Origin of the sequence: Anaerovibrio lipolyticus DSM 3074, from assembly GCF_900141865.1 — a bacterium.
GTDB classification, from domain to species: domain Bacteria; phylum Bacillota; class Negativicutes; order Selenomonadales; family Selenomonadaceae; genus Anaerovibrio; species Anaerovibrio lipolyticus.
In genome coordinates this window covers 68102-92630 of record NZ_FQYW01000011.1, presented here as the reverse complement: position 1 = coordinate 92630, position 24529 = coordinate 68102, and the positions used below count along the sequence as shown (strand labels likewise).

21 protein-coding genes and 1 tRNA gene are annotated in these 24529 nt (G+C 45.3%); all 22 read left to right on the top strand.

All coding sequences use genetic code 11. The features are described 5' to 3' along the window. The first annotated feature begins 46 nt into the window (after nucleotides 1-46). The 22 genes from B6K08_RS07360 (at nucleotide 47) to B6K08_RS07260 (ending at nucleotide 24471) form a co-directional block, all read left to right on the top strand. Nucleotides 47-123, top strand: a tRNA-Pro gene (locus B6K08_RS07360). Between the two features lie 315 nt (nucleotides 124-438). Beyond that, entirely contained in the window at nucleotides 439-3960 is a 3522-nt protein-coding gene (gene nifJ, locus B6K08_RS07355; RefSeq protein WP_039211627.1) for a pyruvate:ferredoxin (flavodoxin) oxidoreductase, read from the top strand. A 179-nt stretch (nucleotides 3961-4139) separates the two neighbouring features. After that, on the top strand, nucleotides 4140-4607 hold the full coding sequence (gene def / locus B6K08_RS07350; protein ID WP_027398021.1) for a peptide deformylase: 468 nt from the start codon (nucleotides 4140-4142) through the stop codon (nucleotides 4605-4607). Further along, nucleotides 4604-5536, top strand: coding sequence for a methionyl-tRNA formyltransferase (fmt, locus tag B6K08_RS07345; RefSeq protein WP_039211632.1), 933 nt, complete (start codon nucleotides 4604-4606; stop codon nucleotides 5534-5536). The genes def and fmt overlap by 4 nt, the downstream gene beginning before the upstream one ends. A gap of 24 nt (nucleotides 5537-5560) precedes the next feature. Next, entirely contained in the window at nucleotides 5561-6361 is an 801-nt protein-coding gene (locus B6K08_RS13545) for a DUF116 domain-containing protein (RefSeq protein ID WP_039211635.1), read from the top strand. Then, nucleotides 6362-7690: a 16S rRNA (cytosine(967)-C(5))-methyltransferase RsmB gene (gene rsmB / locus B6K08_RS13540; RefSeq protein ID WP_039211637.1), complete on the top strand. Its 1329-nt coding sequence runs from the start codon at nucleotides 6362-6364 to the stop codon at nucleotides 7688-7690. Between the two features lie 6 nt (nucleotides 7691-7696). Continuing rightward, nucleotides 7697-8737: a dual-specificity RNA methyltransferase RlmN gene (gene rlmN / locus B6K08_RS07335; RefSeq protein ID WP_039211640.1), complete on the top strand. Its 1041-nt coding sequence runs from the start codon at nucleotides 7697-7699 to the stop codon at nucleotides 8735-8737. Between the two features lie 87 nt (nucleotides 8738-8824). Then, entirely contained in the window at nucleotides 8825-9580 is a 756-nt protein-coding gene (locus tag B6K08_RS07330) for an FhaA domain-containing protein (RefSeq protein ID WP_039211642.1), read from the top strand. A gap of 1 nt (nucleotide 9581) precedes the next feature. Continuing rightward, nucleotides 9582-10037, top strand: a complete 456-nt coding sequence (locus B6K08_RS07325) for an FHA domain-containing protein (RefSeq protein WP_027398027.1) — start codon at nucleotides 9582-9584, stop codon at nucleotides 10035-10037. Next, nucleotides 10034-10756: a Stp1/IreP family PP2C-type Ser/Thr phosphatase gene (locus B6K08_RS07320; protein ID WP_234985293.1), complete on the top strand. Its 723-nt coding sequence runs from the start codon at nucleotides 10034-10036 to the stop codon at nucleotides 10754-10756. The genes B6K08_RS07325 and B6K08_RS07320 overlap by 4 nt, the downstream gene beginning before the upstream one ends. Continuing rightward, nucleotides 10746-12005 carry an FtsW/RodA/SpoVE family cell cycle protein gene (locus B6K08_RS07315; protein ID WP_039211646.1) on the top strand — a complete coding sequence of 420 codons (1260 nt, stop codon included), beginning with the start codon at nucleotides 10746-10748 and terminating at the stop codon, nucleotides 12003-12005. Before B6K08_RS07320 ends, B6K08_RS07315 begins: the two co-directional genes overlap by 11 nt. Further along, complete coding sequence (locus tag B6K08_RS07310; protein WP_039211648.1) at nucleotides 11995-13392, top strand: peptidoglycan D,D-transpeptidase FtsI family protein; 1398 nt, start codon at nucleotides 11995-11997, stop codon at nucleotides 13390-13392. The genes B6K08_RS07315 and B6K08_RS07310 overlap by 11 nt, the downstream gene beginning before the upstream one ends. 11 nt (nucleotides 13393-13403) lie before the next feature. Next, nucleotides 13404-15206, top strand: coding sequence for a Stk1 family PASTA domain-containing Ser/Thr kinase (gene pknB / locus B6K08_RS07305; RefSeq protein WP_039211651.1), 1803 nt, complete (start codon nucleotides 13404-13406; stop codon nucleotides 15204-15206). A gap of 28 nt (nucleotides 15207-15234) precedes the next feature. Next, nucleotides 15235-16131 carry a ribosome small subunit-dependent GTPase A gene (gene rsgA, locus B6K08_RS07300; RefSeq protein WP_039211653.1) on the top strand — a complete coding sequence of 299 codons (897 nt, stop codon included), beginning with the start codon at nucleotides 15235-15237 and terminating at the stop codon, nucleotides 16129-16131. Beyond that, complete coding sequence (gene rpe, locus B6K08_RS07295; protein WP_080325827.1) at nucleotides 16131-16781, top strand: ribulose-phosphate 3-epimerase; 651 nt, start codon at nucleotides 16131-16133, stop codon at nucleotides 16779-16781. The genes rsgA and rpe overlap by 1 nt, the downstream gene beginning before the upstream one ends. A 16-nt stretch (nucleotides 16782-16797) precedes the next feature. Next, nucleotides 16798-17481, top strand: coding sequence for a 7-cyano-7-deazaguanine synthase QueC (gene queC, locus B6K08_RS07290; RefSeq protein ID WP_039211657.1), 684 nt, complete (start codon nucleotides 16798-16800; stop codon nucleotides 17479-17481). Nucleotides 17482-17492: 11 nt separating this feature from the next. Beyond that, complete coding sequence (gene folE2, locus B6K08_RS07285; RefSeq protein WP_039211659.1) at nucleotides 17493-18281, top strand: GTP cyclohydrolase FolE2; 789 nt, start codon at nucleotides 17493-17495, stop codon at nucleotides 18279-18281. 68 nt (nucleotides 18282-18349) lie between these two features. After that, nucleotides 18350-19369, top strand: coding sequence for a lysylphosphatidylglycerol synthase transmembrane domain-containing protein (locus B6K08_RS07280; protein WP_052212536.1), 1020 nt, complete (start codon nucleotides 18350-18352; stop codon nucleotides 19367-19369). 80 nt (nucleotides 19370-19449) lie between these two features. Then, the gene (locus tag B6K08_RS07275) at nucleotides 19450-20616 is read left to right on the top strand and encodes a hypothetical protein (RefSeq protein WP_143254865.1); all 1167 of its coding nucleotides are present in this window, start codon (nucleotides 19450-19452) and stop codon (nucleotides 20614-20616) included. A gap of 77 nt (nucleotides 20617-20693) precedes the next feature. Continuing rightward, entirely contained in the window at nucleotides 20694-21446 is a 753-nt protein-coding gene (locus tag B6K08_RS07270; RefSeq protein ID WP_080325834.1) for a glucosaminidase domain-containing protein, read from the top strand. A gap of 47 nt (nucleotides 21447-21493) precedes the next feature. After that, nucleotides 21494-23116 carry an ABC-F family ATP-binding cassette domain-containing protein gene (locus B6K08_RS07265; RefSeq protein ID WP_039211664.1) on the top strand — a complete coding sequence of 541 codons (1623 nt, stop codon included), beginning with the start codon at nucleotides 21494-21496 and terminating at the stop codon, nucleotides 23114-23116. A 62-nt stretch (nucleotides 23117-23178) separates the two neighbouring features. Then, nucleotides 23179-24471: a DEAD/DEAH box helicase gene (locus B6K08_RS07260; protein WP_039211667.1), complete on the top strand. Its 1293-nt coding sequence runs from the start codon at nucleotides 23179-23181 to the stop codon at nucleotides 24469-24471. Nucleotides 24472-24529 lie beyond the last annotated feature (58 nt).

Here is a 24529-nt window from a genome sequence, read left to right as displayed (position 1 = left end):
GAGATTGTAGTATTATTATCAATGTTGACGCGACAAGGGTCGACAACGGGGCATGGCTCAGTTTGGTAGAGCACCTGGCTTGGGACCAGGGGGTCGCAGGTTCGAATCCTGCTGCTCCGACCATTGCATTTAAAGCTGGATTTTTCGAATCCAGCTTTTTTTATTTTTCCTTTTTTACATAATTAGATTCATATATAAGTATAAATAAGATATATTTGTCTGATGATTATTACCAAGAAACTGAAATTTTGTTCAAAATTATTTTGGTTTCTTTTCATTTGTGCGAAAATAAAAAGAAAAAGCGATTTATTTTACAAAATAAATGGTTAGATGTATAATGAATTTGTAAAACATTTATAAGGATATTGTTATAGATGTTATTGTTACTTGATTGGTATTCGGGTAAATTTCGTGTTATGAGAGGAGAGTTAATCAAGTATGGGCAAGAAAATGAAGACTATGGATGGTAATACAGCTGCGGCTTATGTGTCTTACGCATTTACCGATGTGGCTGCTATCTATCCTATCACCCCATCTTCACCAATGGCAGAGCATGTTGATGAGATGGCTGCAAAGGGGCAGAAGAACCTTTTTGGTCAGAAGGTACGCATTGTTGAGTTGCAATCCGAGGCTGGTGCTGCAGGTGCAGTTCACGGTTCCCTGCAGGCTGGTGCTTTGACCACCACATACACTGCTTCTCAGGGTATGCTGCTGATGATTCCAAATATGTATAAGATTTCCGGCGAGATGCTCCCAGGTGTATTCCATGTATCTGCTCGTGCACTGGCTACTTCTTCACTGAATATTTTCGGTGATCATCAGGATGTTATGGCTGCACGTCAGACCGGTGTGGCTATGCTGGCAGAATCCTCTGTACAGGAAGTAATGGATTTGGCTGCTGTAGCACATTTGGTTGCTATCAAGGGCAAGATTCCTTTCTTGAACTTCTTTGATGGTTTCCGCACTTCCCATGAGATTCAGAAGATTGAAGTGGTTGATTATGATGATTTGGCCAAGATTCTTGACTGGGATGCAGTAAATGCTTTCCGTCGCAACGCTCTGAATCCTGACCATCCTGTAATTCGTGGTACTGCTCAGAATGATGACATTTATTTCCAGGGCCGTGAGGCTGTAAACAAAGCCTATGATGCTTTGCCAGAGCTCGTGGAAGAGGCTATGGGCCAGATGGCCAAGATTACCGGCCGTGAGCATCATATTTTTGATTACTATGGTGCCAAGGATGCTGAGCGCGTAGTAATCGCTATTGGTTCCATTAACCAGACACTTCAGGAGTGTGTAGATTTCCTCAACGCTAAGGGTGAGAAGGTTGGTGCGGTTGCAGTTCATCTCTTCCGTCCATTCTCCGTAGACCATTTCCTGAAGGCTATTCCATCTACTGTAGAAAAGATTGCAGTTCTCGACCGTACCAAGGAGCCTGGTGCTCTTGGTGAGCCACTGTATCAGGATGTTCGTACTGCATTCTATGCAAGCCATCGTCATCCACTGATCGTTGGCGGTCGTTATGGCTTAGGTGGTAAGGATGTAACTCCTACCCAGGTCCTCGGCGTATTTGAGGAACTGAAGAAGGATGCACCTAAGAATGGCTTTACCATTGGTATTGTTGATGATCTTTCCAATACATCTCTTGCTCCATATCCAGAGCATGTTAACCTCACTCCAGAAGGAACCACTGCTTGTAAGTTCTGGGGTCTCGGTTCCGATGGTACTGTAGGTGCCAACAAGTCTGCTATTAAGATTATCGGTGATAAGACTGATTTGTATGCTCAGGCATACTTCGCTTATGACTCCAAGAAGTCTGGTGGTATTACCATGTCCCACCTGCGTTTTGGTAAGTCTCCAATCGCTTCTCCATATCTTATTGATAATGCAAACTTTATTTCCTGCTCCCAGCAGTCTTATGTAAATAAGTATGACCTTTTGGCAGGCTTACAGCCAGGCGGTACCTTCCTGCTTAATACACTTTGGTCTGACGATGAGCTGTCTGAGAAGCTGCCTGCTTCCATGAAGCGCTACATTGCCAAGAACAATATTAAATTCTACACTGTAAACGCTGTTAAGATCGCTCAGGATCTGGGCCTTGGCGGACGTTTCAATATGGTAATGCAGTCTGCATTCTTCAAGCTGGCTGATATTATTCCACTTCAGAAGGCTGTTGGCTATCTGAAGGATGCTATTGTAACTTCTTACGGCAAGAAGGGCCAGAATATCGTAGATATGAATAATGGCGCTGTTGATGCCGGTATTGATGCACTTCATCTTGTAAATGTTCCTGCTGACTGGGCTGATGCAAAGGATGCCAAGGAAGAATGCAAGTCTGATGTTCCAGCTTACGTTAAGGAGATTCTGGAGCCAGTTAACCGTCAGGAAGGTAACAAGATTACTGTTAAGCAGATGGCTGCCCATGCAGATGGTACCTTCCCATCCGGCACTGCTGCTTACGAGAAGCGCGGTATTGCAATTAACGTTCCTGAATGGGATGTTACCAAGTGTATTGAGTGTAATCAGTGCGCATTTGTTTGCCCACATGCTGCAATTCGTCCAGTTCTCACAACTGATGAGGAAAAGGATGCTGCACCAGAGGGCTTTACCTCCAAGCCAGCTCTTGGCACCAAGGGCCTGAACTTCACCATGGCTATTTCTGCTCTTGACTGCTCTGGCTGTGGCAACTGTGCTATTGTTTGCCCTGCCAAGGAGAAGGCTCTTGTTATGAAGCCTATCGCTACTCAGATTGACAAGCAGGCTGTATTCGATTATGGCGTAAAGGTTAGCCCTAAGACTAACCCTATGAAGAAGACTACTGTTAAGGGTTCTCAGTTTGAGACTCCTTGTCTTGAATTCTCCGGCGCTTGCGCAGGCTGCGGTGAGACTCCATATGCCAAGCTCATCACTCAGCTCTTCGGTGGTCGCATGATGGTAGCTAACGCTACAGGCTGTTCCTCCATTTGGGGTGCATCTGCTCCTGCAATGCCATACTCCAAGAATGCTTGGGGTCATGGTCCTGCTTGGGCTAATTCCCTCTTCGAGGACAACGCAGAGTATGGTCTTGGTATGTTCCTGGGTGTTAAGGCTGTTCGTGAGGCCTTGGCAGCAGACGTTACTGCAGCTATTGAGTCCGGCAAGCTGTCTGTTGCATTAAAGGATGCAATGATTGACTGGAAGGACAACATGAACTGCGGTGAGGGTACCCGTGAGCGTTCATTGAATCTGATTGGTGCTCTTGAAGCTGAGAAGGGTAATGATCCGCTTCTCAACAAGATTTATGAAAACCGCGACTTCATGGTTAAGCGTTCCCAGTGGATTTTCGGCGGCGACGGCTGGGCTTATGATATTGGTTACGGCGGTCTGGATCATGTATTGGCTTCCGGTGAGGATGTAAATGTATTCGTATTCGATACTGAGGTATATTCCAACACTGGCGGTCAGGCTTCCAAGGCTACTCCTACCGCTGCCATTGCACAGTTTGCTGCAACTGGTAAGAGAACCAAGAAAAAGGATCTGGGCATGATGGCTATGTCCTATGGCTACGTATATGTAGCACAGGTTAACATGGGTGCCGATAAGAATCAGGTTCTGAAGGCTATTACAGAGGCTGAGGCTTATCCAGGACCATCCCTTATCATCGGTTATGCTCCTTGTATCAACCATGGTATCAAGATTGGTATGGGCAAGTCCCAGATGGAAGCAGCCCGTGCTGTTGAATGCGGTTATTGGGCTAACTACCGCTACAACCCAGAGCTGGTTGGCACTGACAAGAACCCATTCAGCCTTGACTCCAAGGAGCCAGATTTCGGCAAGTTCCAGGATTACCTCATGGGTGAGGTTCGCTACAACAGCTTGAAGCGTGCATTCCCAGAGGCTGCTGATGCTCTCTTCGAGAAGACTCAGAAGGATGCTGAAACCAGACTCGCTAACTACAAGAGACTTGCTGGTAAAGAGTAATAAATAACCATTTTGCTAATTTGCTATACTAACCCCTAGAAATATTTTGGAGCACTGTTCAGATACGTTGACAGTGCTCCCTTTTTTTGGCATTTGTTTGCTGAGATGGTATAGTTTGGACTTTCCTTTCATAATATGATAAAATTAGACGGATATAGAGAAATAGGAGGGTGTTACAGTTGGCACTGTTAGATATAGTAAAAGCTGGTGATCCTGTTTTAAAACAGGTTGCCGCTCCAATAGAGAAGGTTGACAGCAAAATTAGAAAGCTGATGGAAAATATGGCTGAGACCATGTATAAGGCGGATGGAGTCGGTTTGGCTGCGCCACAGGTGGGTCAGTCCATACGTTTGGTGGTAATTGATGTTGGTGACGACAATGGCCTGGTGGAAATGGTGAATCCTGTGATTACACGTCGTGAGGGCACCGAGATCGGCCAGGAGGGATGCCTAAGTGTGCCCAATGTATTTGGCGATGTGGAACGTGCGGAGAAGGTTAGCGTTGATTACCTTAATCGTTGGGGCAAGAAAAAGCATCTTACAGCAAAGGGACTTATGGCACGCTGCATTCAGCATGAGCTGGATCATTTGGAGGGTACATTGTTTATTGATGTGGCCAAGACCATTAAGCAGGGAGAAAACAAATGAGCAAATTAAAAACTGTTTTTATGGGAACTCCGGACTTTGCCGTTGGTTGTCTGGAGGTAATGCAGGAAAAGACGGAAGTGCTTACCGTTATTACACAGCCTGACCGTCCAAAGGGGAGAGGTCAGAAAATGACACCTTCTCCAGTAAAGGTTAAGGCACTGGAATATGGTTTGCCTGTTTGGCAGCCAGAGAAAATAAAGACAGCTGAATGTGTGGCAAGGTTAAGGGAGTTAAATCCTGATCTTATTGTGGTGGTAGCCTTTGGTCAAATCCTTTCCCAGGAGGTTTTGGACATTCCTCGCCTGGGCTGCGTAAATGTTCATGCTTCTTTGTTGCCTAGATATCGTGGTGCGGCACCTATTCATTGGTCCATTATTAACGGGGAAACTGAAACTGGCGTAACCACCATGATGATGGATGCGGGCCTTGATACCGGAGATATGCTTCTTAAGAGTAAAATAGAGATTACACCGGATATGACTACAGAGGAGCTTCACGATAAGCTGGCTGTTATGGGCAGCAAATTGTTGACAGATACTGTTGATGGGCTTATGGCTGGGACTATCACTCCGGAAAAACAGGATGACAGCCTTACCAACTATGCGTCAATGCTTACCAAGGAAACCGGTCATATCGACTGGACCAAGTCGGCCCAGGAGGTTCACAATCTCGTGCGTGGCCTTAACTCTTGGCCAGTGGCCTGGACCTTGTTGGACGGCAAAAACTACAAGGTGTGGAGCACCAAGGTGAGAGATGATAAGTCCGGTAATCCGGGTGAGGTGCTGGAGCTTACCAAAAAGAGCTTTATTGTTGCTGCAGGCAAGGGGGCTGTGGAAATCACAGAGATTCAGCCACCTAGTAAAAAACGCATGTCAGCAGGTGATTTTGTTCGGGGAAATGGCGTAAAAGCTGGATTGATTTTTAATTAATGTTGTTTTCCCAGAGGATAAGTTATGAAATATACGGTAAAAAAGGCTAAGAAGCGACTTTTCATCAGTCTTTTGTGCATAACCTATATTATTATGCTGATAATATGTGCAGGAGTCTGGTTTATAACCCTTCCTGGTCTTAATAATATAAATCCTCATCTGGCCCCTGCCTTTGCGGCGGCTATGATAGGAATCCTGTTCCTTATTGGCTTTGGCATTTTGGGAATGGTGTTTGGCATAAAAGGTTGGCCATTGCCAACTATTTTTAAAAAGCAGACCTATACCCTTTTGAATGTCCTTTATTATATTGTTATTTCGGCAGGAAAAATCGTTGGGATTGATCGTCGGCGCATAGAGGCATCCTATGTGGCAGTGAGTAATACCATTGTAGGTAATCGTCATTTAAAGGTGCCGGCTGACAGGCTATTGGTGGTGACACCCCACTGCTTGCAGCTGAGCACCTGTCCCCATAAGATAACTACGGATCCCAATAATTGCAAGCGTTGTGGTGGTTGTAATATTGGAGATTTGGTAACCTTGGCTGAAGAAATCGGCTTTCATTTCTTCGTGGTAACGGGTGGAACCCTGGCCCGTCAAAAGGTTATGGAAATAAGACCACAGGCGGTTGTGGCTGTGGCCTGCGAGCGAGATTTGGCCAGCGGTATCCAGGATGTATACCCTATTCCTTCAGTAGGTGTTATGAATATTCGCCCTAATGGTCCATGCTTCAATACTAAGGTAGATGTTGAGGAGTTCAAAAGGGTCATTATGGATATTATAGATTTGCCTGTGTCTGATGCTGTCAGCCAGGAAAAGGAGAATTAAATGGATAAAGCACGTGAAACGGCTTTGAAAATTATAAATGCGGTCCATGAACAGGAGGCTTATGCCAATGTAGCTCTGGCCAAGGAGCTACGCAAGGGCGGTCTTAGTGATATGGACCGTCGTTTTGTTACTGAGCTTGTTTATGGTACCGTAAAGGCAGGGGAAACTCTGGACTGGATTATCAGAAGGTATATTAATCGTCCCATAAGCAAGGTCAGCCCGATTATAAGGGATATTTTGCGCATGGGCGTTTATCAGCTTAAATACATGGATAAGGTGCCTGACTCCGCTGCTTGCAATGAGTCTGTGGAGCTGGCTAAACGATTCGGCCATGCGGGGGTTGCCAAATTTGTCAATGGTGTAATGCGTACCATGGTAAGAGAGCCGGAAAAGGGGGCATTTCCAGAGGGAAAGGGCAATGCCACTGTTCAGCTGGCCCTTACGGAGCAGCATCCCGAGTGGTTGGTTCGCCGTTGGATTAAGGAATTTGGCTATGATGAGGCGGCAAAGCTGTGTGCATTTAATAATCAGCAGGCACCGCTTTCTGTACGGGCCAATACACTGAAGACAAACCGTTCAGAGCTTATGCTTCAGCTTATTTCAGTGGGGGTGGATTGTCAGCAGTCTGTCTTCACTCCAGAGGGAGTTATTATTAAGTCCCATGGTTCCCTTGATGATTTGCAGGTGCTTCAGGATGGTTATTGCCAGGTCCAGGATGAAAGCTCCATGCTGGTGGCCCATGTGGTGGATCCACAGCCGGGGGAGCTGGTATTGGATGTGTGTAGTGCTCCGGGAGGAAAAACTACCCACATGGCAGCCATGATGGAAAATCGTGGACGCATTGTGGCCTGTGATATTTATGAGCATAAGCTGGAAAGAGTCAGAAGCAATGCAGAGCGCCTTGGTGTCACCATTATTGATCCAATGCTTATTGATGCCAGAGAAATTTGGCAGGAATTTCCGCAAGAGGCAGATAGGGTCTTGGTGGATGCTCCATGCTCTGGCTTGGGAGTTCTCAGAAGAAAGCCTGATTCCAGATGGCGTAAATCTCCTGAGCTTATAAAGGAGCTGCCTAAGCTGCAGCTGGAAATTCTCAGAAGTGCTGCAGCAGCAGTAAAGCCAGGGGGACTTTTGGTGTATAGTACCTGTACTATAGCTCACGAGGAAAATCAGGATGTAGTTAAGGCATTTTTGGAAAAGGCCAAGGAATTTACTTTGGAAAATGCCGGGGAGAGACTGCCTGTACCAAGGGATGATGAAATGGTTCAGCTGTATCCTCAGCGTGATGGTACAGACGGATTCTTTATTTCATGTATGAGGAGAAAATAAATCATCATGGTTAATATTTTCGGCAAAACATTGGAGGAGCTTACAGAGCTTCTTACGGAATGGGGATTGCCAAAGTTCCGCGGCAAGCAGCTGGCGGATTGGATGTACAAGAAAAGCGTTACTGATTTTAATGAAATGCAAAACCTTCCTAAGAGTATGAGGGAAAAGCTGGCTACGGAGTGCGTTATTGACCGTGCTGCCAGAGTGGATCAGCTTGATTCTGCCGATGGCAGAACATCCAAGTTTCTCCTTAATTTCTCTGATGGGGTGGGGGTGGAAACGGTGCTTATGCGCCAGCCCTACGGAAACAGTATTTGCGTTTCTTCCCAGGCGGGGTGCAATATGGGCTGTGCCTTTTGCGCTTCAACTCTTCACGGCATGGTCCGTGACCTTACTGCGGGAGAGATGCTGGCCCAGACCTATTACATAAATGATATGCTGTCAAAGTCCGGGGAAAAGGTAGATACCATAGTTATTATGGGTTCTGGTGAGCCACTGACTAATTATGATAATGTTCTAAAATATATAAGATTGCTCCATGAGGATTATTGTCTTGGAATGAGCTACCGCAGTGTAACCTTATCCACCTCTGGTATTGTTCCCAACATTTATCGTTTGGCCCAGGAGGAGATACCAGTTAATCTCTCAATTTCCCTACACGCACCAGAGAACAGCCTTCGCTCGGAGCTTATGCCCATTAATCGCAAGTATCCTATGGCTGATGTGGTAAAGGCCGGAGGGTATTATGGTGAAAAGACCCATCGCCGGGTTACCTATGAGTACATTCTTATAGATGGGGTAAATGATAATGCCAAGCAGGCCAAGGAATTGGTGGAGCTGCTGAAGGGACAGCTGGCTTCAGTAAATTTGATACCGATAAATCCCGTTGTGGAACGGAATTGGAATCGTCCCTCCCCGGAGAGAATAGAATTCTTTGAGAAGTACCTGGCCAAGCACCATATTACGGTAACAGTTCGCCGGGAAATGGGGAATGATATTCAGGCTGCCTGCGGACAGTTGAGAAACAGACACCTGGATAATGGCTGAGATAGCTGATTTTATGCGGATTATCTTATTTACTTGTATAGATTTAAGATGTAAAATTAAGACTAGTAAGGCTTAGGAGGGACTATTATGTCTATAGGAAATCTGGAGTCTTTTCTGGAAAAAAAGATAGAGGGATTTTTTAATCGCAAGCTGAGCTCTGTCCTGGAACCAACTGAGGTCATAAAGCAGCTGGAGCGAGAAATAATCAGAAAAAGGCGCAAGAGTCAGACAGGTCTGATTGTGCCTAATTTTTATTATGTGGAAATGGCCCCTGATGACTATCAGCGACTTTGTGCCCGTCGATTTCTTGATGAGCTTTATGTCATGGTGGAAAAGATGATTATTTCCAATGACTGTTTTATGGATGGGCAGCTGGAAATTACTCTCAATGCCAATGAGGAATTCAAAAAGGGAACCTGTGAGGTGAAGGGAACCTTTGTGGATGACAGCTACGGAGAAATGGAGCAGCCAATTGAGGTGCCTGAGTGCCATACCATTGTGCTGAACAAATCAGAATTCAAGCCGCCTCTTAACCTGCCGGTGGAGCACAAGACAGTAAGTCTGCTGGCAATAGAGGGGCCTGATATAGATTCATATTTGGAGTTTGGAGAAAAGCAAATATATATTGGCAGAAGGGTGAATAACGATTTTATTCTTACTGATACCAATGCTTCCAGGGTCCATGCTTTTATTACCTATGAAAGGCATCGTCATATATTGTATGACGCCGAAAGTCTTAACGGTACCTTTGTAAATGGACAAACGGTAGTGTCACCACAGCTCCTTCATACCGGGGATGAAATACGAATTGGTGAGACGGTGCTGGTGTATGAGGTGATTTGATATGCAGGGAACTGCAATAGTAATTAAGACGTTGGGCATTGCCCTTCAATATGGGTTGCTTCTATTATTACTGTATTTTGTCTACAAGCTGATGAAGTTTATGAAAAAGGACAGTCAGCATGTGGTGGAGGATATATACGCAGTTACGGAAATTTCCAATGTGGAAGCGGTGCTGACAGTGCTGGAGGCTGCTGATCAGAGTATGGTGGGACAGCGGTTTGCCTTTTCCAATCATATCAGCATTGGTCGGGGGAACGATAACGACATCGTATTAAACGACAGCTTTGCTTCTCATCATCATGCGGAAATAGCCCTTTTGAACAACCTGTATGTAATAGAGGATATGGGCAGTGTCAATAAAACCTATGTGAATAACGAGCCTATCACCGGGCGTCAGTATCTGCAGTCCGGGGATTTGATTTCTGTAGGCTCGGCTACATTTGAGTTCGGGAGGTGATAGATTTGTTAAAGGTTAGTCAGGCTACTGATATCGGATTAGTTAGAGAGTTAAATGAAGATAGCATTTTAGTCGGACCTAAAGATGTATTTGTGGTGGCTGATGGTATGGGTGGTCATGTGGCCGGTGAAATAGCCAGCCATATTTTTACGGCAACTGTGGAAAACAAACTGTCATCTGAGGACACTATCCTTGATCAGGACGGCCTTCGTTATTTGGTTATTGATGGCAATGATGCCATCTTTGAATGTACCCAAGAAAATCCTGAAAGAAGTGGTATGGGTACTACCGCCACCCTACTTCACATTGAGGAAAAATCAGCATTTTGGGCCCATGTGGGGGATAGCAGATTATATCGTCTCAGAAATGGTGAGCTTAAGCAGATAACCAGCGACCATACCTATGTGGCGGAGCTTTTGGCCAATGGCAGCATTTCTGCCGATGAGGCCAAGGACCATCCCAACAAGAATATGCTTTTAAGAGCAGTGGGAGTAGACCCTGTGGTAAAGGTGGATACCGGTGAGATGGGACTGCAGAGCGGGGATGTGTTCCTGCTTTGTTCTGACGGTCTTACCAATATGGTGACATTGCCTGATATTCAGGCGACTCTTGATAAAGGGGATTGCCCAGACAAGGCGGCAGTATTGGTGGAGCAGGCCAAGGCTGCCGGTGGTTTGGACAATATCTCAGCAATAGTGGTGGAATATAATGAAAACTAAAAGCCTGCTTTTGGTGGCAGTTGATTTTTTGATTATGTTTGCTGGTTTGGGAATTATAATGCTGAACCAGTATCCAAATATAGATTATTCGCCTATGCCCTGGGCGTTGGGGGCGGCTGTTATGGGGATTGTCATTCAGCTGTTTCTTGTCAAGGGAAGGTATAGCAGTGATATATGGGTGTTTCCCATGGTGCTGTTTTTTTCAAGCTTGGGCATAATTATGCTGGCAAGGTTGAAGCCTATACTATGCGTACCTCAGCTAAGATGGCTGATGATTGGCATGGTTGTAATGCTGGGAGTTTTGTATTTCTCCCGTCAGCTGAAAAATATGATGCAGTATCAGTACATTTTGGGAATATGTACTTTGGTGGTATTGTGTCTTTCCCTGCTTTTCGGTGTGGAAATCGGCGGCAGCAAGAACTGGTTGGTACTGGGACCTATTTCTGTCCAGCCTTCAGAGTTTGGCAAAATACTGCTGGTGCTTTTTTTGGCAGCCTTTCTTTCTGACCATGGGGAAATGCTGAATGCGGCAAAACGTAAATTTCTCTTTCTTGATTTGCCGCCAATAAGATTTATTGCTCCTCTTTTGGTTATTTGGGGCATCGCTATCCTTATGTTTGTAGTTCAGCGTGATTTGGGCTCAGCCCTGTTGTTCTTCTGTATGGCAGTGTTTATGACCTATATGGGGACCGGCAGTAAATCCTATGTGTTTATAGCTATGCTGTTTTTCGGTCTGGGAGCTGCAGTCAGCTATGCTTTTTTCTCCCATGTGCAGGTCCGCTTTAATATTTGGCTTGATCCTTGGGCAGATCCAGCAGGGCAGGCATATCAGGTGGTTCAGTCCCTGTTTGCTTTTGCTGCTGGTGGTGTTTGGGGCACGGGCTTTACACATGGTCATCCAGGCCTTATACCAGAGGTTCATACGGATTTTATTTTCTCGGCTGTGGCTGAGGAGTTGGGGCTTTTAGGCTGTACCGTGATTATGATGGTATATGTGATGCTTTTTTATCGTGGTATTATGATTGCCATGAACTGCAAAAAGGAGCTTCACACACTGGTAGCCGCGGGCTTTTCCATAGCTCTCTTCACCCAGGCCTTTATCATTATCGCCGGCGTCACAAAATTTCTGCCTCTTACGGGCATTACTCTGCCATTTATTAGCTATGGCGGCAGTTCCATGGTATCAGGCTTTATTATGATAGGTCTTTTATTGTCATTATCAAAGAAGGAAAAGGTTCATGGGGCATAAAGATATAAAAAAATATATTCTGCATTGCAGTCTTTTTATGATGGCATGCTTCCTGTGTCTTTTTGGATATATTGTTTACTTGCAGGTTATCGCGGCACCATCCTTGGCGGCAAATCCTATGAACCGTCGTGGCAATGCGGCATTAGATATAACAAGGGGAGCAATCCTCGACATAAATGGACGGGAGCTGGCAAAAAGCTCTCAGCCGGGAGAAAGAAGCTACCCTTATGGTGAAATAATGGCACCAGTAACAGGGTATCTTGGAGAGACCATAGGCAGTGATGGTATTGAGTCTGTGGCAGGCAATGATCTTACAGGTCAGTCACAGCAGCTACAGATGTTGGGGCCAATAGGCCAGGCAATGCAGTCAACCCAGGGCAATAATGTGAAGCTGACGGTGGATGCAGACATTCAGCAATTGGCCTATGAGGCATTGGGCAACCATAGGGGGGCTGTGTTGGTTATGAATGCAGAGACTGGAGCCATAATTGCCATGGTGAGCAAGCCTACTGTAGATCCTACAGATGTGGAGAGCAACTGGAAAAGTCTCACAGCAAGGGAAGACAGCCCACTCCTAAACAGAGCTACCCAAGGCCTTTATCCTCCCGGCTCCACCATTAAGGTGCTGATAGCTGATGCAGCCCTTGATGAAAAAGTTACTGACTTAAATGAGAAGTTCAACTGCAACGGCAAATTGCAGATTGGCAATGAATATATAGGCGAAAGCCACGGGGCAGTTCATGGTAACAATCTTATCTTGAAGGATGCTCTTACAGAATCCTGTAATGTTACCTTTGGTACCCTGGCTATGCGAATGCATGGAAAAGGGTTGGAGAGTGCCTTTGACAGATTTGGTTTTACCACTCCGATTAACAGCGAGTTTAATGAAAGCAAATGCCATTTGCCAAAGTTTTCATCTCTTGGTGATGGGGATACGGCCCAGGTTGGTATCGGTCAGGGGGAGACATTGGTAACACCTCTGCGGATGGCAATGCTGGCCAGTGCTTATGTTAATCATGGCAAGATTATGGTTCCATATCTTGTGGAGGAAGTGATTTCTCCAGTAGGGCTGGTAATAAGAAAAGCCTCTCCGTCGAAATGGATGGATGTTACCTCTGAAAAGCGTGCCAACATAATTGGCGGTTTTATGGAGAATGTTGTAACCAATGGTACTGGTGGGGCAGCGGCAGTGTCTGGTGTCCGGGTTATTGGCAAAACCGGTACTGCAGAAAATTCCCAAGGGGCAGACCACGGCTGGTTTATTGGCGCAGCTGAGCTTCCAAAGGGGAAAATAGCCTTTTGCATAATTGTTGAAAATAGTGGTGGCGGTGGAACCGTAGCGGCTCCTATCGCCCGTCAGATAATTACAGCTTTGAAAGACAGGTAGGAGGATATGGCATGATAGAACGCGTTTTAGCAAGACGTTATGAAATTCAGGAACATATCGGTGGCGGCGGCATGGCTGATGTATACAGAGCCCATGATAAGCTGTTGGACCGTGCTGTTGCTGTAAAAATCCTTCATGCGCAGTTTGCCAATGATGCTGAATTCATAGAGAAATTCCATCGTGAGGCCAAGGGTGCAGCCAAGCTCACCCATCAGAATATCGTTAATATATATGATGTAGGGGAAGATGAAGGCAGTCATTTTATTGTTATGGAATATGTGGCTGGCAAAACCCTCAAGGAATATATTCAGGAAAAGGGCTATCTGGAGCCGGAGGAGGCTGCCCGCATAGCCAAGGAATTGGCCTGTGCCCTGGAGGCTGCCCACAAGAATGATTTGGTGCATTGTGACATTAAGCCCCATAACATTTTGATTATGGATGATGGTCACATTAAGGTTACTGATTTCGGTATTGCCAGAGCAGTTTCTTCTTCCACAATGACCTATGGGGGAAATGTAATGGGGTCTGTTCATTATTTCTCTCCTGAACAGGCTAAGGGCACTGCTATTACTACTAAGTCAGATGTATATTCTCTTGGCGTGGTGCTGTATGAAATGCTTACCGGCACATTGCCATACAACGGCGAAACCTCTGTCAGCATTGCACTGAAGCATTTGCAGGAGGAGCCGGTACCTATTCGTCAGATTAAACCATCTGTTCCAGCGGTTTTGGAGGCCATTGTACAGAAGGCAATGAACAAGGATCCTATGCTGCGGCCTACCAGCACAGATATGTACATGGATCTGGAGCAAGCTCTGTCCATGATTCAGGGCAAATCCACTGGGGCAATCGTGAATGCACCGCAGACTTCAAATGATCCTTTTGCAACCCAGGTTATTCCACGGGTTACCCCTGATATGATTCAGCAGAATCAGCCTCAGCAGTACAGCTCTCAGGATTATGATTACGATTATGATGGTGATTACGATGATTCCGGAGAGGAAGATGAGGGGTCCTTCAAGAAAATGATTAAGTCCAAAAAGTTTGTCTTTGGCTTGGTCTTGATTTTGATATTGGGATTCTTTGCAGGGTCCTTCCTTTCCTTTGGAAATTTCTGGAGCTCCGTAGAGGTAGAGGTTCCGGATGTGGTAGGGCGTCAGGTGGAGATCGCCCGTGAAATGTTGGAGGAAAAGAATCTGCGTGTTAAGATAGCAGAAACTTATGATGCCAATGTTCCAGCAGGACAGGTTGTATCCCAGTACCCTGAGGCGGGAATTATGGTTAAGGAGCAGCGCCAAGTAACCATTTATATCAGTAAGGGCGGTGAAGAGCTGACTATGCCGGATTTAAAAGGGATGTCACGTTCAAATGCTGAAGCCAAGCTGAACAAAATGGGGCTTAAAATAGGCGCAGTTTACGAGGAAGAAGCCGATGAACCGGCAGGAACGGTTTTGAAGCAGGATCCAGCTAATGGCTCCAAGGTTACCAAGGGGCAGACCGTAGACTTTACTGTCAGCAAGGGGCCTAAGAAGACTGGAGTGACCATTCCGGATTATACTGGTATGTCTGTGGACAGTGTAAAATCCAATCTGGCAGCAAATAATCTGAAGCTTGGCACTGTTACGGAAAAGACGAGTTCCCAGTCAAGGGGCACCGTTATTGGGCAGTCACCGGCAGCAGGCTCCGAGGTAAAGGAGGGCGGTGCTGTAAATATTATTGTTTCCAGCGGACAGGCTACCTCAACTACAACCAAGCCAACAGATCCGGGGAAGAAAACCCAGAAAACATCTCCGGAAGAGGTCGTAAAACCATAGTTATTTTGAAAATGTAAAGGACATATAAATGCCAACAGGTCAGGTTATAAAAACATATAACGGATTTTATTATGTGCTTGAAGATGGCAGGGAGCTTACTCAGAATCCGGAGCTTTTATCATGCCGTCTTCGTGGCAGAATAAAAAGAATAAAGGGCTCCGTGGTGACAGGGGATATGGTGGAGTATGAGCTCTTGGGTGATGGTACTGGCGTTATTGAAAAACGTCTGCCCAGAAAAACACTTCTCCATAGGCCTTCTGTTGCCAACATTGACCAAGTGATCATAACCTTTGCCCTTAGGGAGCCGGATATTAATTCGTTGTTGCTAAACCGTTTTTTGGTGCTGGCAGAGTGGTCGGACATTCCGGAAATTGTAATTTGTCTTAATAAAACGGATTTGTTGCCTGCTTCCGCTGATGAGTTTGTTAAGCCTTATGTGGACGCAGGTTATAGAGTTATTTTTGCCTCAGCTCATGAAAAGCAGGGAATCGAGGAGATCAGAAGCCTGCTGAAGGGGAAGGTTACCGCCTTTGCGGGGCCTTCTGGTGTGGGAAAATCCTCTCTCCTTAATGCTATTGACAGCAATTTATCCCTTACTACGGGGGTTATCTCTGAAAAAATAAAGCGGGGAAAGCACACCACCAGAGCGGCCTGTCTGCTGCCAGTGGCCAGCGGCGGCATCGTAGTGGATACACCGGGCTTTAGTGCGGCAGAGCTGGAGCAGCTTGATAAAAATCTTCTGGCGGGCTATTTCCCTGAGTTCAGACCATTAATAGAAAAATGCTATTATAATACATGTACCCATAGCCATGAGCCCGACTGCGGTATAAAAAATGCCCTGGCAGAGGGAATTATCAGTCAGGAGCGCTATGATGCATATTTGAATATATTGCAAAGTATTTTGGAAAGAAAGAAGGCATATTGATGACTAAGGTTGCGCCATCAATTTTATCTGCTGATTTTGCCAATTTGGCTCAGGAGGTTGAAAAGGTTATTACAGCAGGTGCTGATTATGTACATATAGATGTTACGGATGGCACTTTTGTGCCTGAAATTACTTTAGGTGCCTTGATCGTAAAGGCTATTCGCCCTGTTACGGATGCTGTATTTGACGTACATCTCATGGTAGAGCATCCGGATACTCAAATTGAGTCCTTTGCCAAAGCAGGTGCGGATATTATAACCTTCCATGTGGAAGCCGCAAAACATCCTCATAGAGTATTGCAGGCCATTAAGTCTGCTGGCTGTAAGGCTGGTATCTGCCTTAATCCCGGGACTCCTCTTTCAATGGTGGAGGAGCTGTTGGATGATCTGGATATGATTGTTATCATGTCTGTAAATCCAGGCTATGGTGGACAGAAGTTTATTCCTAATTCATTGGATAAAATTGCCCGCTTAAAGGCGATGCTGGTCAAGGCCGGAAGCAAGGCCGAAATTGAGGTGGACGGCGGTGTTACCGTGGACAACTGCAAGGCACTGGCGGAGGCCGGGGCCGATGTATTGGTAGCTGGTTCAGCGGTATATAAGGCACAGAATATAACTGAGGCTATTCGTAAACTGCATTGCGTCGGGTAAGGAGGGCGTTTATATAATGGAAAAAGCAGTTGTTTTACTTTCTGGTGGTCTTGATTCTACCGTATGTATGGCTGTGGCCAAATCAAAGGGTATGGAGGTTTATCCCATCAGCTTCAATTACCATCAGAGACATAATATTGAATTGGAGGGTGCCAAGAAGGTTGCCAAATTCTATGGCGTGAAAAAGCACCTTATTATAGAAACTAATATGGAGGAAATCGGAGGCTCTGCCCTTACAGACAGTCAGATTGAGGTTCCGGACGGAGATTTTCAGCATGGGGCAGAGGATATTCCAGTTACCTATGTTCCTGCCCGTAACATGATTTTTCTCAGCTATGCCATGGCGTATGCTGAGGTTATTGGGGCAGACCATGTATATATTGGTGTGAATGCAGTGGATTATTCCGGCTATCCGGACTGTCGTCCGGAATTTATCGGCAGCTTCCAGAAAACTGCTAATCTGGCTACTAAAGCCGGGACTGCTGATGGACGTAATATTAAAATAGAAACCCCTTTGCAGGACCTTTCCAAGAAGGAAATAGTTCAGCTGGGAAGTAAACTGGGGGCTCCATTGCAATTTACACATAGCTGCTATAAGGGCGGCGAGAAGGCCTGTGGTGTCTGCGACAGCTGTAAGCTGAGACTTCGTGGATTTGCTGAGGCTGGTGTAGTTGACCCAGTTGAGTATGAAAATATGTAATAGGTGTATTTATGAAGGATGTACAAAATAGTGCAGATACCCGCGGTATTGCCATTCAGAAGGTGGGTATCAGGGATGCACATCTTCCTCTTTTGATAAAAACAAAGGAGGGGGACTACCAGCAGGTTTTGGCAAATATTAGCTTTACAGTTTCACTGCCAATGGAATACAAGGGTACCCACATGAGTCGGTTTCAGGAGATTCTGAACAAATGGACCCGCCTGCCCATTGCAGAGGTGGAAATGGCTGATATTTTGCAGGAGGCTATGGATAAATTACAGGCGGAGACAGCGGCTATCCATATTGAATTTAAATATTTTGTGGATCGATTTGCCCCAGTTAGTAAGAGAAAATCAGTTTTGGACGTGGACTGCTTCTTTGATGGTGTTATGGAAAGAGAACAGCCATTGCAGTTTACTTTGGGTGTGAAGGTTCCATATACTTCCCTTTGTCCTTGCAGCAAGGAAATTTCTGAATACGGAGCCCATAATCAGCGTGGTGTTATGGACGTAAGGGTTTCCTTCGATGATGAACATGAATGTATTCTCATTGAGGATTTGGTAGCTCTTATGGAGCAGCAGGGCTCATGTCAGGTTTATCCGCTGCTAAAGCGTGAGGACGAGAAATTCGTCACGGAAAAGGCTTATGACAATCCAAAATTTGTTGAGGATATTTTAAGAGATGGCGTGATTGCCCTTCGTCAGCTTGAAGGCATCAAATGGTTCGCTCTGGACTGCGATAATTTTGAAAGCATTCACAACCACAGCGCTTATGCCAGTCATGAGGAGTTTGTGGAATAGAGGTAGAATTTGGCACGAAAGAAAGCAAATGGTATAATAGTGCTGATTTCTTTTTAAGGAGTTGCTGAATGAATAAGGTTTATGGGCGTATACTAGGCTTATTCCTATTGGTTTTGGTAATATCCAGTGCAGTAATTTATTTTACGGTGGACATTAATACCATTACCAATTTATATATGTTCCAGCCCTGGTCCGTTGGTTTGGCAATATTGGCCATGGCCATCGGTCTTGTATTGGATGGAACCAGATTAATGCACATGGTAAAAATATCCGGGGAAAATATTACCTTGAAGCAGGCTGTACAAGTGGTTTTTGGTAACTATTTTCTGGCTATGCTGGGGCCCGGTGCTGCTGCCGGTGCCATAGCACAGGTGATGTTTCTGCGCAGGGCAGGAGTCCCAGGGGGAAAAGCCGCTGTATTGGCATTGGTCCGTACAGTGGTTTCCATATTCTTTCTGGCTTGTTGTTTGCCGTTTATATTCCTTCATGACGAGGGAATATTGCCAGGTGTTTCCAATGCGGTAATGGTTTATGTCGCCGGTACTGCAACTGTTTTAATGTTGGTGGCAGCCTATGGTATTCGCAGAAATGCATTTGATTATTTTGCAGTGAAAATTGCCAGAAAGCTATCCAAAAAGTGGAGCAAAAAATTTGTGGACATGTACAGAGATAGCAAGTCTGCCATAATTCTGTTGGCGTCATCGCCCAAATCCATGATTCGGGTTTTCTTTGAATCTGGCTTAAGCCTGATTTTTATTTACATGGTGGTCCCTTTCCTTATGCTTGGCTTGGGTGCTACTGTGGACTGGCTTACGGTAATGGGACGCATGATGTTTTTGAACATCCTGCTTTATTTTTCTCCTACCCCGGGAGGCTCCGGCATTGCGGAGGGTGGTTTCGTATATCTCTTTAGTGAAAGCGTACCATCAGGTACAGTAGGTATTCTTGCTGTGTCATGGCGTTTTATTGCAGAGTATTTGCCATTTTTTGTGGGCCTGTATTATACCATTACAGTATTTGGCAAGCATGTGCTGGACAAGGATTTGGATGAGGACGATCCAAATTCCATTAAAGTTATGGATAAGTAATGTATATCAGTCTATAGCCATGTTTGTTATAGGCTGATTTATTTATATGATATTAATGGGTGCTGTGCGATGTGAAGTGTATGGAGAAATATGTATCTAAAGAAATAATTGCAGGCATCATAAATTTTGCCCTGATTTTAGTAAATGTCATGGTGGTTACCATCATGTGGCAGAAAGCCGGTGTGCCCTTTAATGGAGCATATACGGCAGTAGTGTTCAGCTCAATTCTGGGAACTATGGTGGCCGCATACTACAAGATAGCAGTGTCAATGGCTCCTGGAATAGTGGTTAACAGCCTTTTATGCTATGATTTGGTTATTTGCCAGGGCTATACCTGGCAGGAGACCATGACAGTGCCTTTTTTGGCTGGGCTGCTAATATTATTTTTGGTTTATGCCAATCTTCATCGTAAGCTGGTATCCATTTTACCCCAATATTTGGAGACAGTAATTCCTGCGTCTTTGGGAATCCTGCTTGTTTATAGAGGACTTGTAATGGGACGGCTGGTTATTGGAGACCCGTTTCAATTAACATCCATGGGCAGCTTAAATGATCCTTTGGTTATAATTACTATTGTAAGCTTTGTGGCAGTAATGGTTTTTCTGAGCCGTAAAAAATCACAGGCCTTGGCTGTAGGTTTGTTGGTGGCATTGGTAATGGCAATTATAAATGGCTATGTTGAAGTCCCTGCATATATCTTTTCTGTGCCGGAGGGCTTTACAGATACGGCAGCTCAGATTAATTTTGACAGATTTTTCGAGCTGTTGGTTTCAGTAGCAGTTGTTTTCCTTGTATTGCTTTTTGATGGTCTGGCTGTGGCCAAGACCATGAGGGAAAATGAGGCGAAGCTGCTGAGAATTAATGGTCTTGGTTCCCTGCTTGGAGGACTGTTTTCAGGAGGAGCCATGAGTGTGGCCGAGGTTTCTGTTGCCAGTGGTTATGGCAGCGACACTCCTGCAAAAATCTCTAAGGTTACAGTATTACTGTTGGTATTATTACTGTTTTGTGGTCCTATGATGATGGAGCTTAAGGATTATCCGGTAATTTTTGCAGCATCTGTCATCGGAGCAGGCTGCTGTTTGCTGTCAGATTTGAAATTTTTACAAATTAATGATAATATATCAATCTTGGCAGGAGTTTTTACTCTGATGCTAGTTCCCCTTTGGGGCAGTCTTACGGCAGGAATAGGCTTTGGGCTTATTCTGTACTATACTTTGAAGATGGTAAATAGTTTTGGAAAAAGATAAAATAAGAATGCTAAAATGAAAATTGGGAGGTCTTTGGGGTGTTTTTAAAAGGTAATTGTGCCCGTTTTTTATGTGCCATGGGTGTGCTGGCAGTGTTAAGCTGTGGCAGTGCAACAGAGGCAAAGTCTATTGCTGATAGTAATGCAGAGCCTGTTAAGAAAACCACAGTTTCTACAGAGAGAACATATAATAATGGTAAAACCAAGGTGGTTACCGACAAGAACAGTTCATCTGAGAAGAAAAAGAGCTTTGCTGAAAGAATAGAGGAGATACTTCATCCTACACCTGTGGAGCAGCCAAAGGTAGTATTGCCAACCTCATCTGATGAGATGAATATTATGGGCAGTCCTGTGGCAACTCAGGAGCAGTGTGTAAGATACCTTTTGAAGAACAATCCAAATCCGCTCCTTAATACCACTCCGGAGGAATTGGTAAACTATTATTATGAAGAGGCTTCATTAGAGGGCATACGCCCTGATATCGCCTTTGCACAGGCTCTGAAGGAAACAGGCTTTTTCAGCTATGGAGGTACCGTTATTCCGGCTCAAAATAATTATTGCGGTCTGGGAACCACCAGTGCCACAGTAAAGGGAGCCTTTTTCGGGTCCCCACGGGTGGGGGTAAGAGCCCATATTCAGCATCTGTTGGCCTATGTTTCCACCAAGAATCCGGCTACTCCGGTGGTGGATCCACGTTATTCCCTGGTAAGGGGCGTTTATGGCAGCAATACCCTTAATCAGTGGCAGGACCTTAATGGTCGTTGGGCTGTACCAGGAGTTGGTTATGGCCAAAGTATTTTAGATTATTATCATGCAATCTTAAATTCATGATTAATATATAGTAATTTTTAAAACAGTATAGAGAGGATTTTTTTACAATGATTTCAACAAGTGGTGTTACACTCCAGTTCGGTAAGCGCGTGCTCTTTAAGGATGTTTCCATTAAGTTTACTCCGGGAAACTGCTATGGCGTTATTGGTGCCAACGGTGCTGGTAAATCCACCTTTCTGAAGCTGCTTTCCGGCGATATTGAGCCTACCAAGGGTTCCATAGATATTACTCCTGGTGAGCGCATGTCCGTACTGAAGCAGGACCATTTTGCCTTTGACCAGTATGATGTTATCCGTACAGTTATTATGGGTAACCAGCATTTGGTAGATATTATGGAAGAAAAGGATGCAATTTATGCTAAGCCGGATTTTTCCGATGAAGATGGTATTCGTGCCGGTGAACTGGAAGCAGAATTCGCCGAGCTTAACGGCTGGGATGCAGAGGCCGATGCGGCAAAGCTGTTAAATGGCCTTGGCATCCATGAGGAGCATCACAACAAGATGATGTCCGAGATGGATCCGGATTTGAAGGTGCGCGTCCTGTTGGCTCAGGCTCTTTTCGGCAATCCGGATATTCTTCTTCTTGACGAGCCTACCAACCATTTGGATTTGGAATCTATTAAGTGGTTGGAGGACTTCCTGGCAGATTTTGAAAATACCGTTATTGTAGTATCCCATGATCGTCACTTCCTAAATCAGGTATGTACACATATTGCAGATGTGGACTTTGGCAAGATTCAGCTTTACGTTGGTAACTATGATTTCTGGTACCATTCCAGTCAGTTGGCTTTGCAGATGGCCAAGGATGCCAACAAGAAGAAGGAAGAAAAAATCAAGGAATTACAGACCTTTATTGCCCGCTTTGCGGCTAACGCTTCTAAGTCCAAGCAGGCTACTTCCCGTAAGAAATTGCTGGAGAAGATTACCCTTGATGACATTAAGCCATCTTCCCGCCGTTATCCATATATCGCTTTCACCCCTGACCGCGAGGCTGGCGATCAGCTGTTGATAGTTGAGGGTATTTCCAAGACTATTGAGGGTGAGAAGGTCCTTGATAATGTAAGCTTCACCCTGAAGAAGGGGGATAAGGTGGCGTTTACTGGCCCTAATAGTGCTGGTAAGACTGCATTGTTCCAGATTCTCATGGGGGAAATGGAGCCAGATGAGGGTACCTTTAAATGGGGTGTTACCACTACTCAGGCATATTTGCCAAATGACAACACCCAGTATTTCGAGGGCTGCGAACTGAGCTTGACCGATTGGCTTCGTCAGTATTCCAAGGATCCGGATGAATCCTTTGTTCGTGGTTTCCTGGGCCGTATGTTGTTCAGTGGCGAGGAGAGCTTGAAGAAGGCCTCTGTTATCTCCGGTGGTGAGAGGGTTCGTTGTATGCTGTCCAAGATGATGCTCAGTGGTGCCAACGTTCTTTTGATGGATGAGCCTACCAACCATCTTGATCTGGAATCCATTACTGCCCTTAATGATGGTCTTATTGCCTTTAAGGGTACCTTGCTCTTTACATCCCATGACCATGAGTTTGTACAGACTATAGCTGATCGTATTATAGAGCTTACTCCAGGTGGTGTATTTGATAAGTTTACCACTTATGATGACTTCCTTGCTGATGAGGAGCTCCAGAAGCGTCTGGCTGCACAGTACGAAAATAAATAAGCGTTGTATTGGCTCCCCCAATTTGGGGGAGCTATCTGTATATATGTATATGAGGGATTATTATGAAATTATTTGAAGAATTAAGCGTTTCACAGCCCCTCTGTGATGCTTTAAAGAAAATCGGCATAAGAGAGACCACTCCAGTCCAGGAGCAGGCTATTCCGGCTCTCAGAAACGGCCGTGACACCATTGTTCAGGCTCAGACCGGTACTGGAAAGACTCTGGCTTTTTTGCTGCCTTTATATGACAAGATTAAGACACAGGCGGATAATGTTCAGACTTTGATTATCACTCCTACCCGTGAGCTTACTATCCAGATTTCCAAAGTGGCGGCAATTCTGGATAAGGCCACTGGTGTGCGTTCATTGGCAATATACGGCGGTCAGGATATTGAGCGTCAGAAGCATAAGCTGGGTCGTGATCCCCATGTTATTATTGGTACTCCGGGGAGAATTCTGGATCATCTTCGCCGTCGCACATTGAATTTTTCCACCACCAACAAAATAGTTCTCGACGAGGCAGATGAAATGCTTCGCCGTGGCTTCATTGAGGATGTGGAAACCATACTTTCCACCATGGCCAAGGACAGGCAGATTATGCTGTTTTCCGCCACTATGCCCGATCGTATCAAATCCCTGGCCCATCGCTATATGGTCCAGGTTCAGCACATTGAGATAAAGGCGGAGCATATCACCTTGGACACCATTAAACAGCGCGTGGTGGATACCATGGAAACATCCAAATTGGACAAGCTCTGTGAGCTTATTAATGAGGAGCAGCCATATTTGGCCATGGTCTTCTGCTCTACCCGTACACGGGTGTCCCAGGTGGCTATGACATTGGCCAAGCGGGGCTATCTGGCAGACGAGCTGCATGGTGAGCTTAGTCAGCTTCAACGTACCAACGTGTTAAAAAAATTCCGTCAGGCCAAGCTCCAGATTTTGGTTACCACTGATATTGCAGCCCGTGGACTGGATATTGAGGGAGTAACCCATGTATTTAACTATGATATTCCTCAGGATACCGAGAGCTATATCCACCGCATCGGCCGTACGGGACGTGCAGGTCAGCAGGGGGTTGCCATTACCTTTGTAAATGCCCGCCAGTATAATATGTTGAGAAAAATCGAGGCCGGCATAAAAAATCACATTACCAAGGATATTTCTGGCAGAAGCTTGGCATCCCGTATAAAGAGAGAAAAACGGGAAAAGGAGCTTGCACTGAAAAAGCAGCAGGCTGAAAAACAACAGGCAAAAAAAGCAAAAAGCAAGTATGCAAATAGAAAGGGAAGTACCCACAAAGGCCGTAATGACAGGTCTCGCAGGCTTCGCGACAGAGCAAAAAAGAAAAAATAATAAAAAAATAAAAAAAGTGCTTTACAAACTCAAAATAAGATGATAGTATATATACCTG

Excerpts from the sequence above, each read along its gene's own strand:
- nifJ (WP_039211627.1), top strand. The coding sequence starts at position 439 with ATGGGCAAGAAAATGAAGACTATGGATGGTAATACAGCTGCGGCTTAT.
- fmt (WP_039211632.1), top strand. The coding sequence starts at position 4,604 with ATGAGCAAATTAAAAACTGTTTTTATGGGAACTCCGGACTTTGCCGTT.
- B6K08_RS13545 (WP_039211635.1), top strand. The coding sequence starts at position 5,561 with ATGAAATATACGGTAAAAAAGGCTAAGAAGCGACTTTTCATCAGTCTT.
- rsmB (WP_039211637.1), top strand. The coding sequence starts at position 6,362 with ATGGATAAAGCACGTGAAACGGCTTTGAAAATTATAAATGCGGTCCAT.
- rlmN (WP_039211640.1), top strand. The coding sequence starts at position 7,697 with ATGGTTAATATTTTCGGCAAAACATTGGAGGAGCTTACAGAGCTTCTT.
- B6K08_RS07330 (WP_039211642.1), top strand. The coding sequence starts at position 8,825 with ATGTCTATAGGAAATCTGGAGTCTTTTCTGGAAAAAAAGATAGAGGGA.
- B6K08_RS07325 (WP_027398027.1), top strand. The coding sequence starts at position 9,582 with ATGCAGGGAACTGCAATAGTAATTAAGACGTTGGGCATTGCCCTTCAA.
- B6K08_RS07315 (WP_039211646.1), top strand. The coding sequence starts at position 10,746 with ATGAAAACTAAAAGCCTGCTTTTGGTGGCAGTTGATTTTTTGATTATG.
- B6K08_RS07310 (WP_039211648.1), top strand. The coding sequence starts at position 11,995 with ATGGGGCATAAAGATATAAAAAAATATATTCTGCATTGCAGTCTTTTT.
- pknB (WP_039211651.1), top strand. The coding sequence starts at position 13,404 with ATGATAGAACGCGTTTTAGCAAGACGTTATGAAATTCAGGAACATATC.
- rsgA (WP_039211653.1), top strand. The coding sequence starts at position 15,235 with ATGCCAACAGGTCAGGTTATAAAAACATATAACGGATTTTATTATGTG.
- rpe (WP_080325827.1), top strand. The coding sequence starts at position 16,131 with ATGACTAAGGTTGCGCCATCAATTTTATCTGCTGATTTTGCCAATTTG.
- queC (WP_039211657.1), top strand. The coding sequence starts at position 16,798 with ATGGAAAAAGCAGTTGTTTTACTTTCTGGTGGTCTTGATTCTACCGTA.
- folE2 (WP_039211659.1), top strand. The coding sequence starts at position 17,493 with ATGAAGGATGTACAAAATAGTGCAGATACCCGCGGTATTGCCATTCAG.
- B6K08_RS07280 (WP_052212536.1), top strand. The coding sequence starts at position 18,350 with ATGAATAAGGTTTATGGGCGTATACTAGGCTTATTCCTATTGGTTTTG.
- B6K08_RS07275 (WP_143254865.1), top strand. The coding sequence starts at position 19,450 with ATGGAGAAATATGTATCTAAAGAAATAATTGCAGGCATCATAAATTTT.
- B6K08_RS07270 (WP_080325834.1), top strand. The coding sequence starts at position 20,694 with ATGGGTGTGCTGGCAGTGTTAAGCTGTGGCAGTGCAACAGAGGCAAAG.
- B6K08_RS07265 (WP_039211664.1), top strand. The coding sequence starts at position 21,494 with ATGATTTCAACAAGTGGTGTTACACTCCAGTTCGGTAAGCGCGTGCTC.
- B6K08_RS07260 (WP_039211667.1), top strand. The coding sequence starts at position 23,179 with ATGAAATTATTTGAAGAATTAAGCGTTTCACAGCCCCTCTGTGATGCT.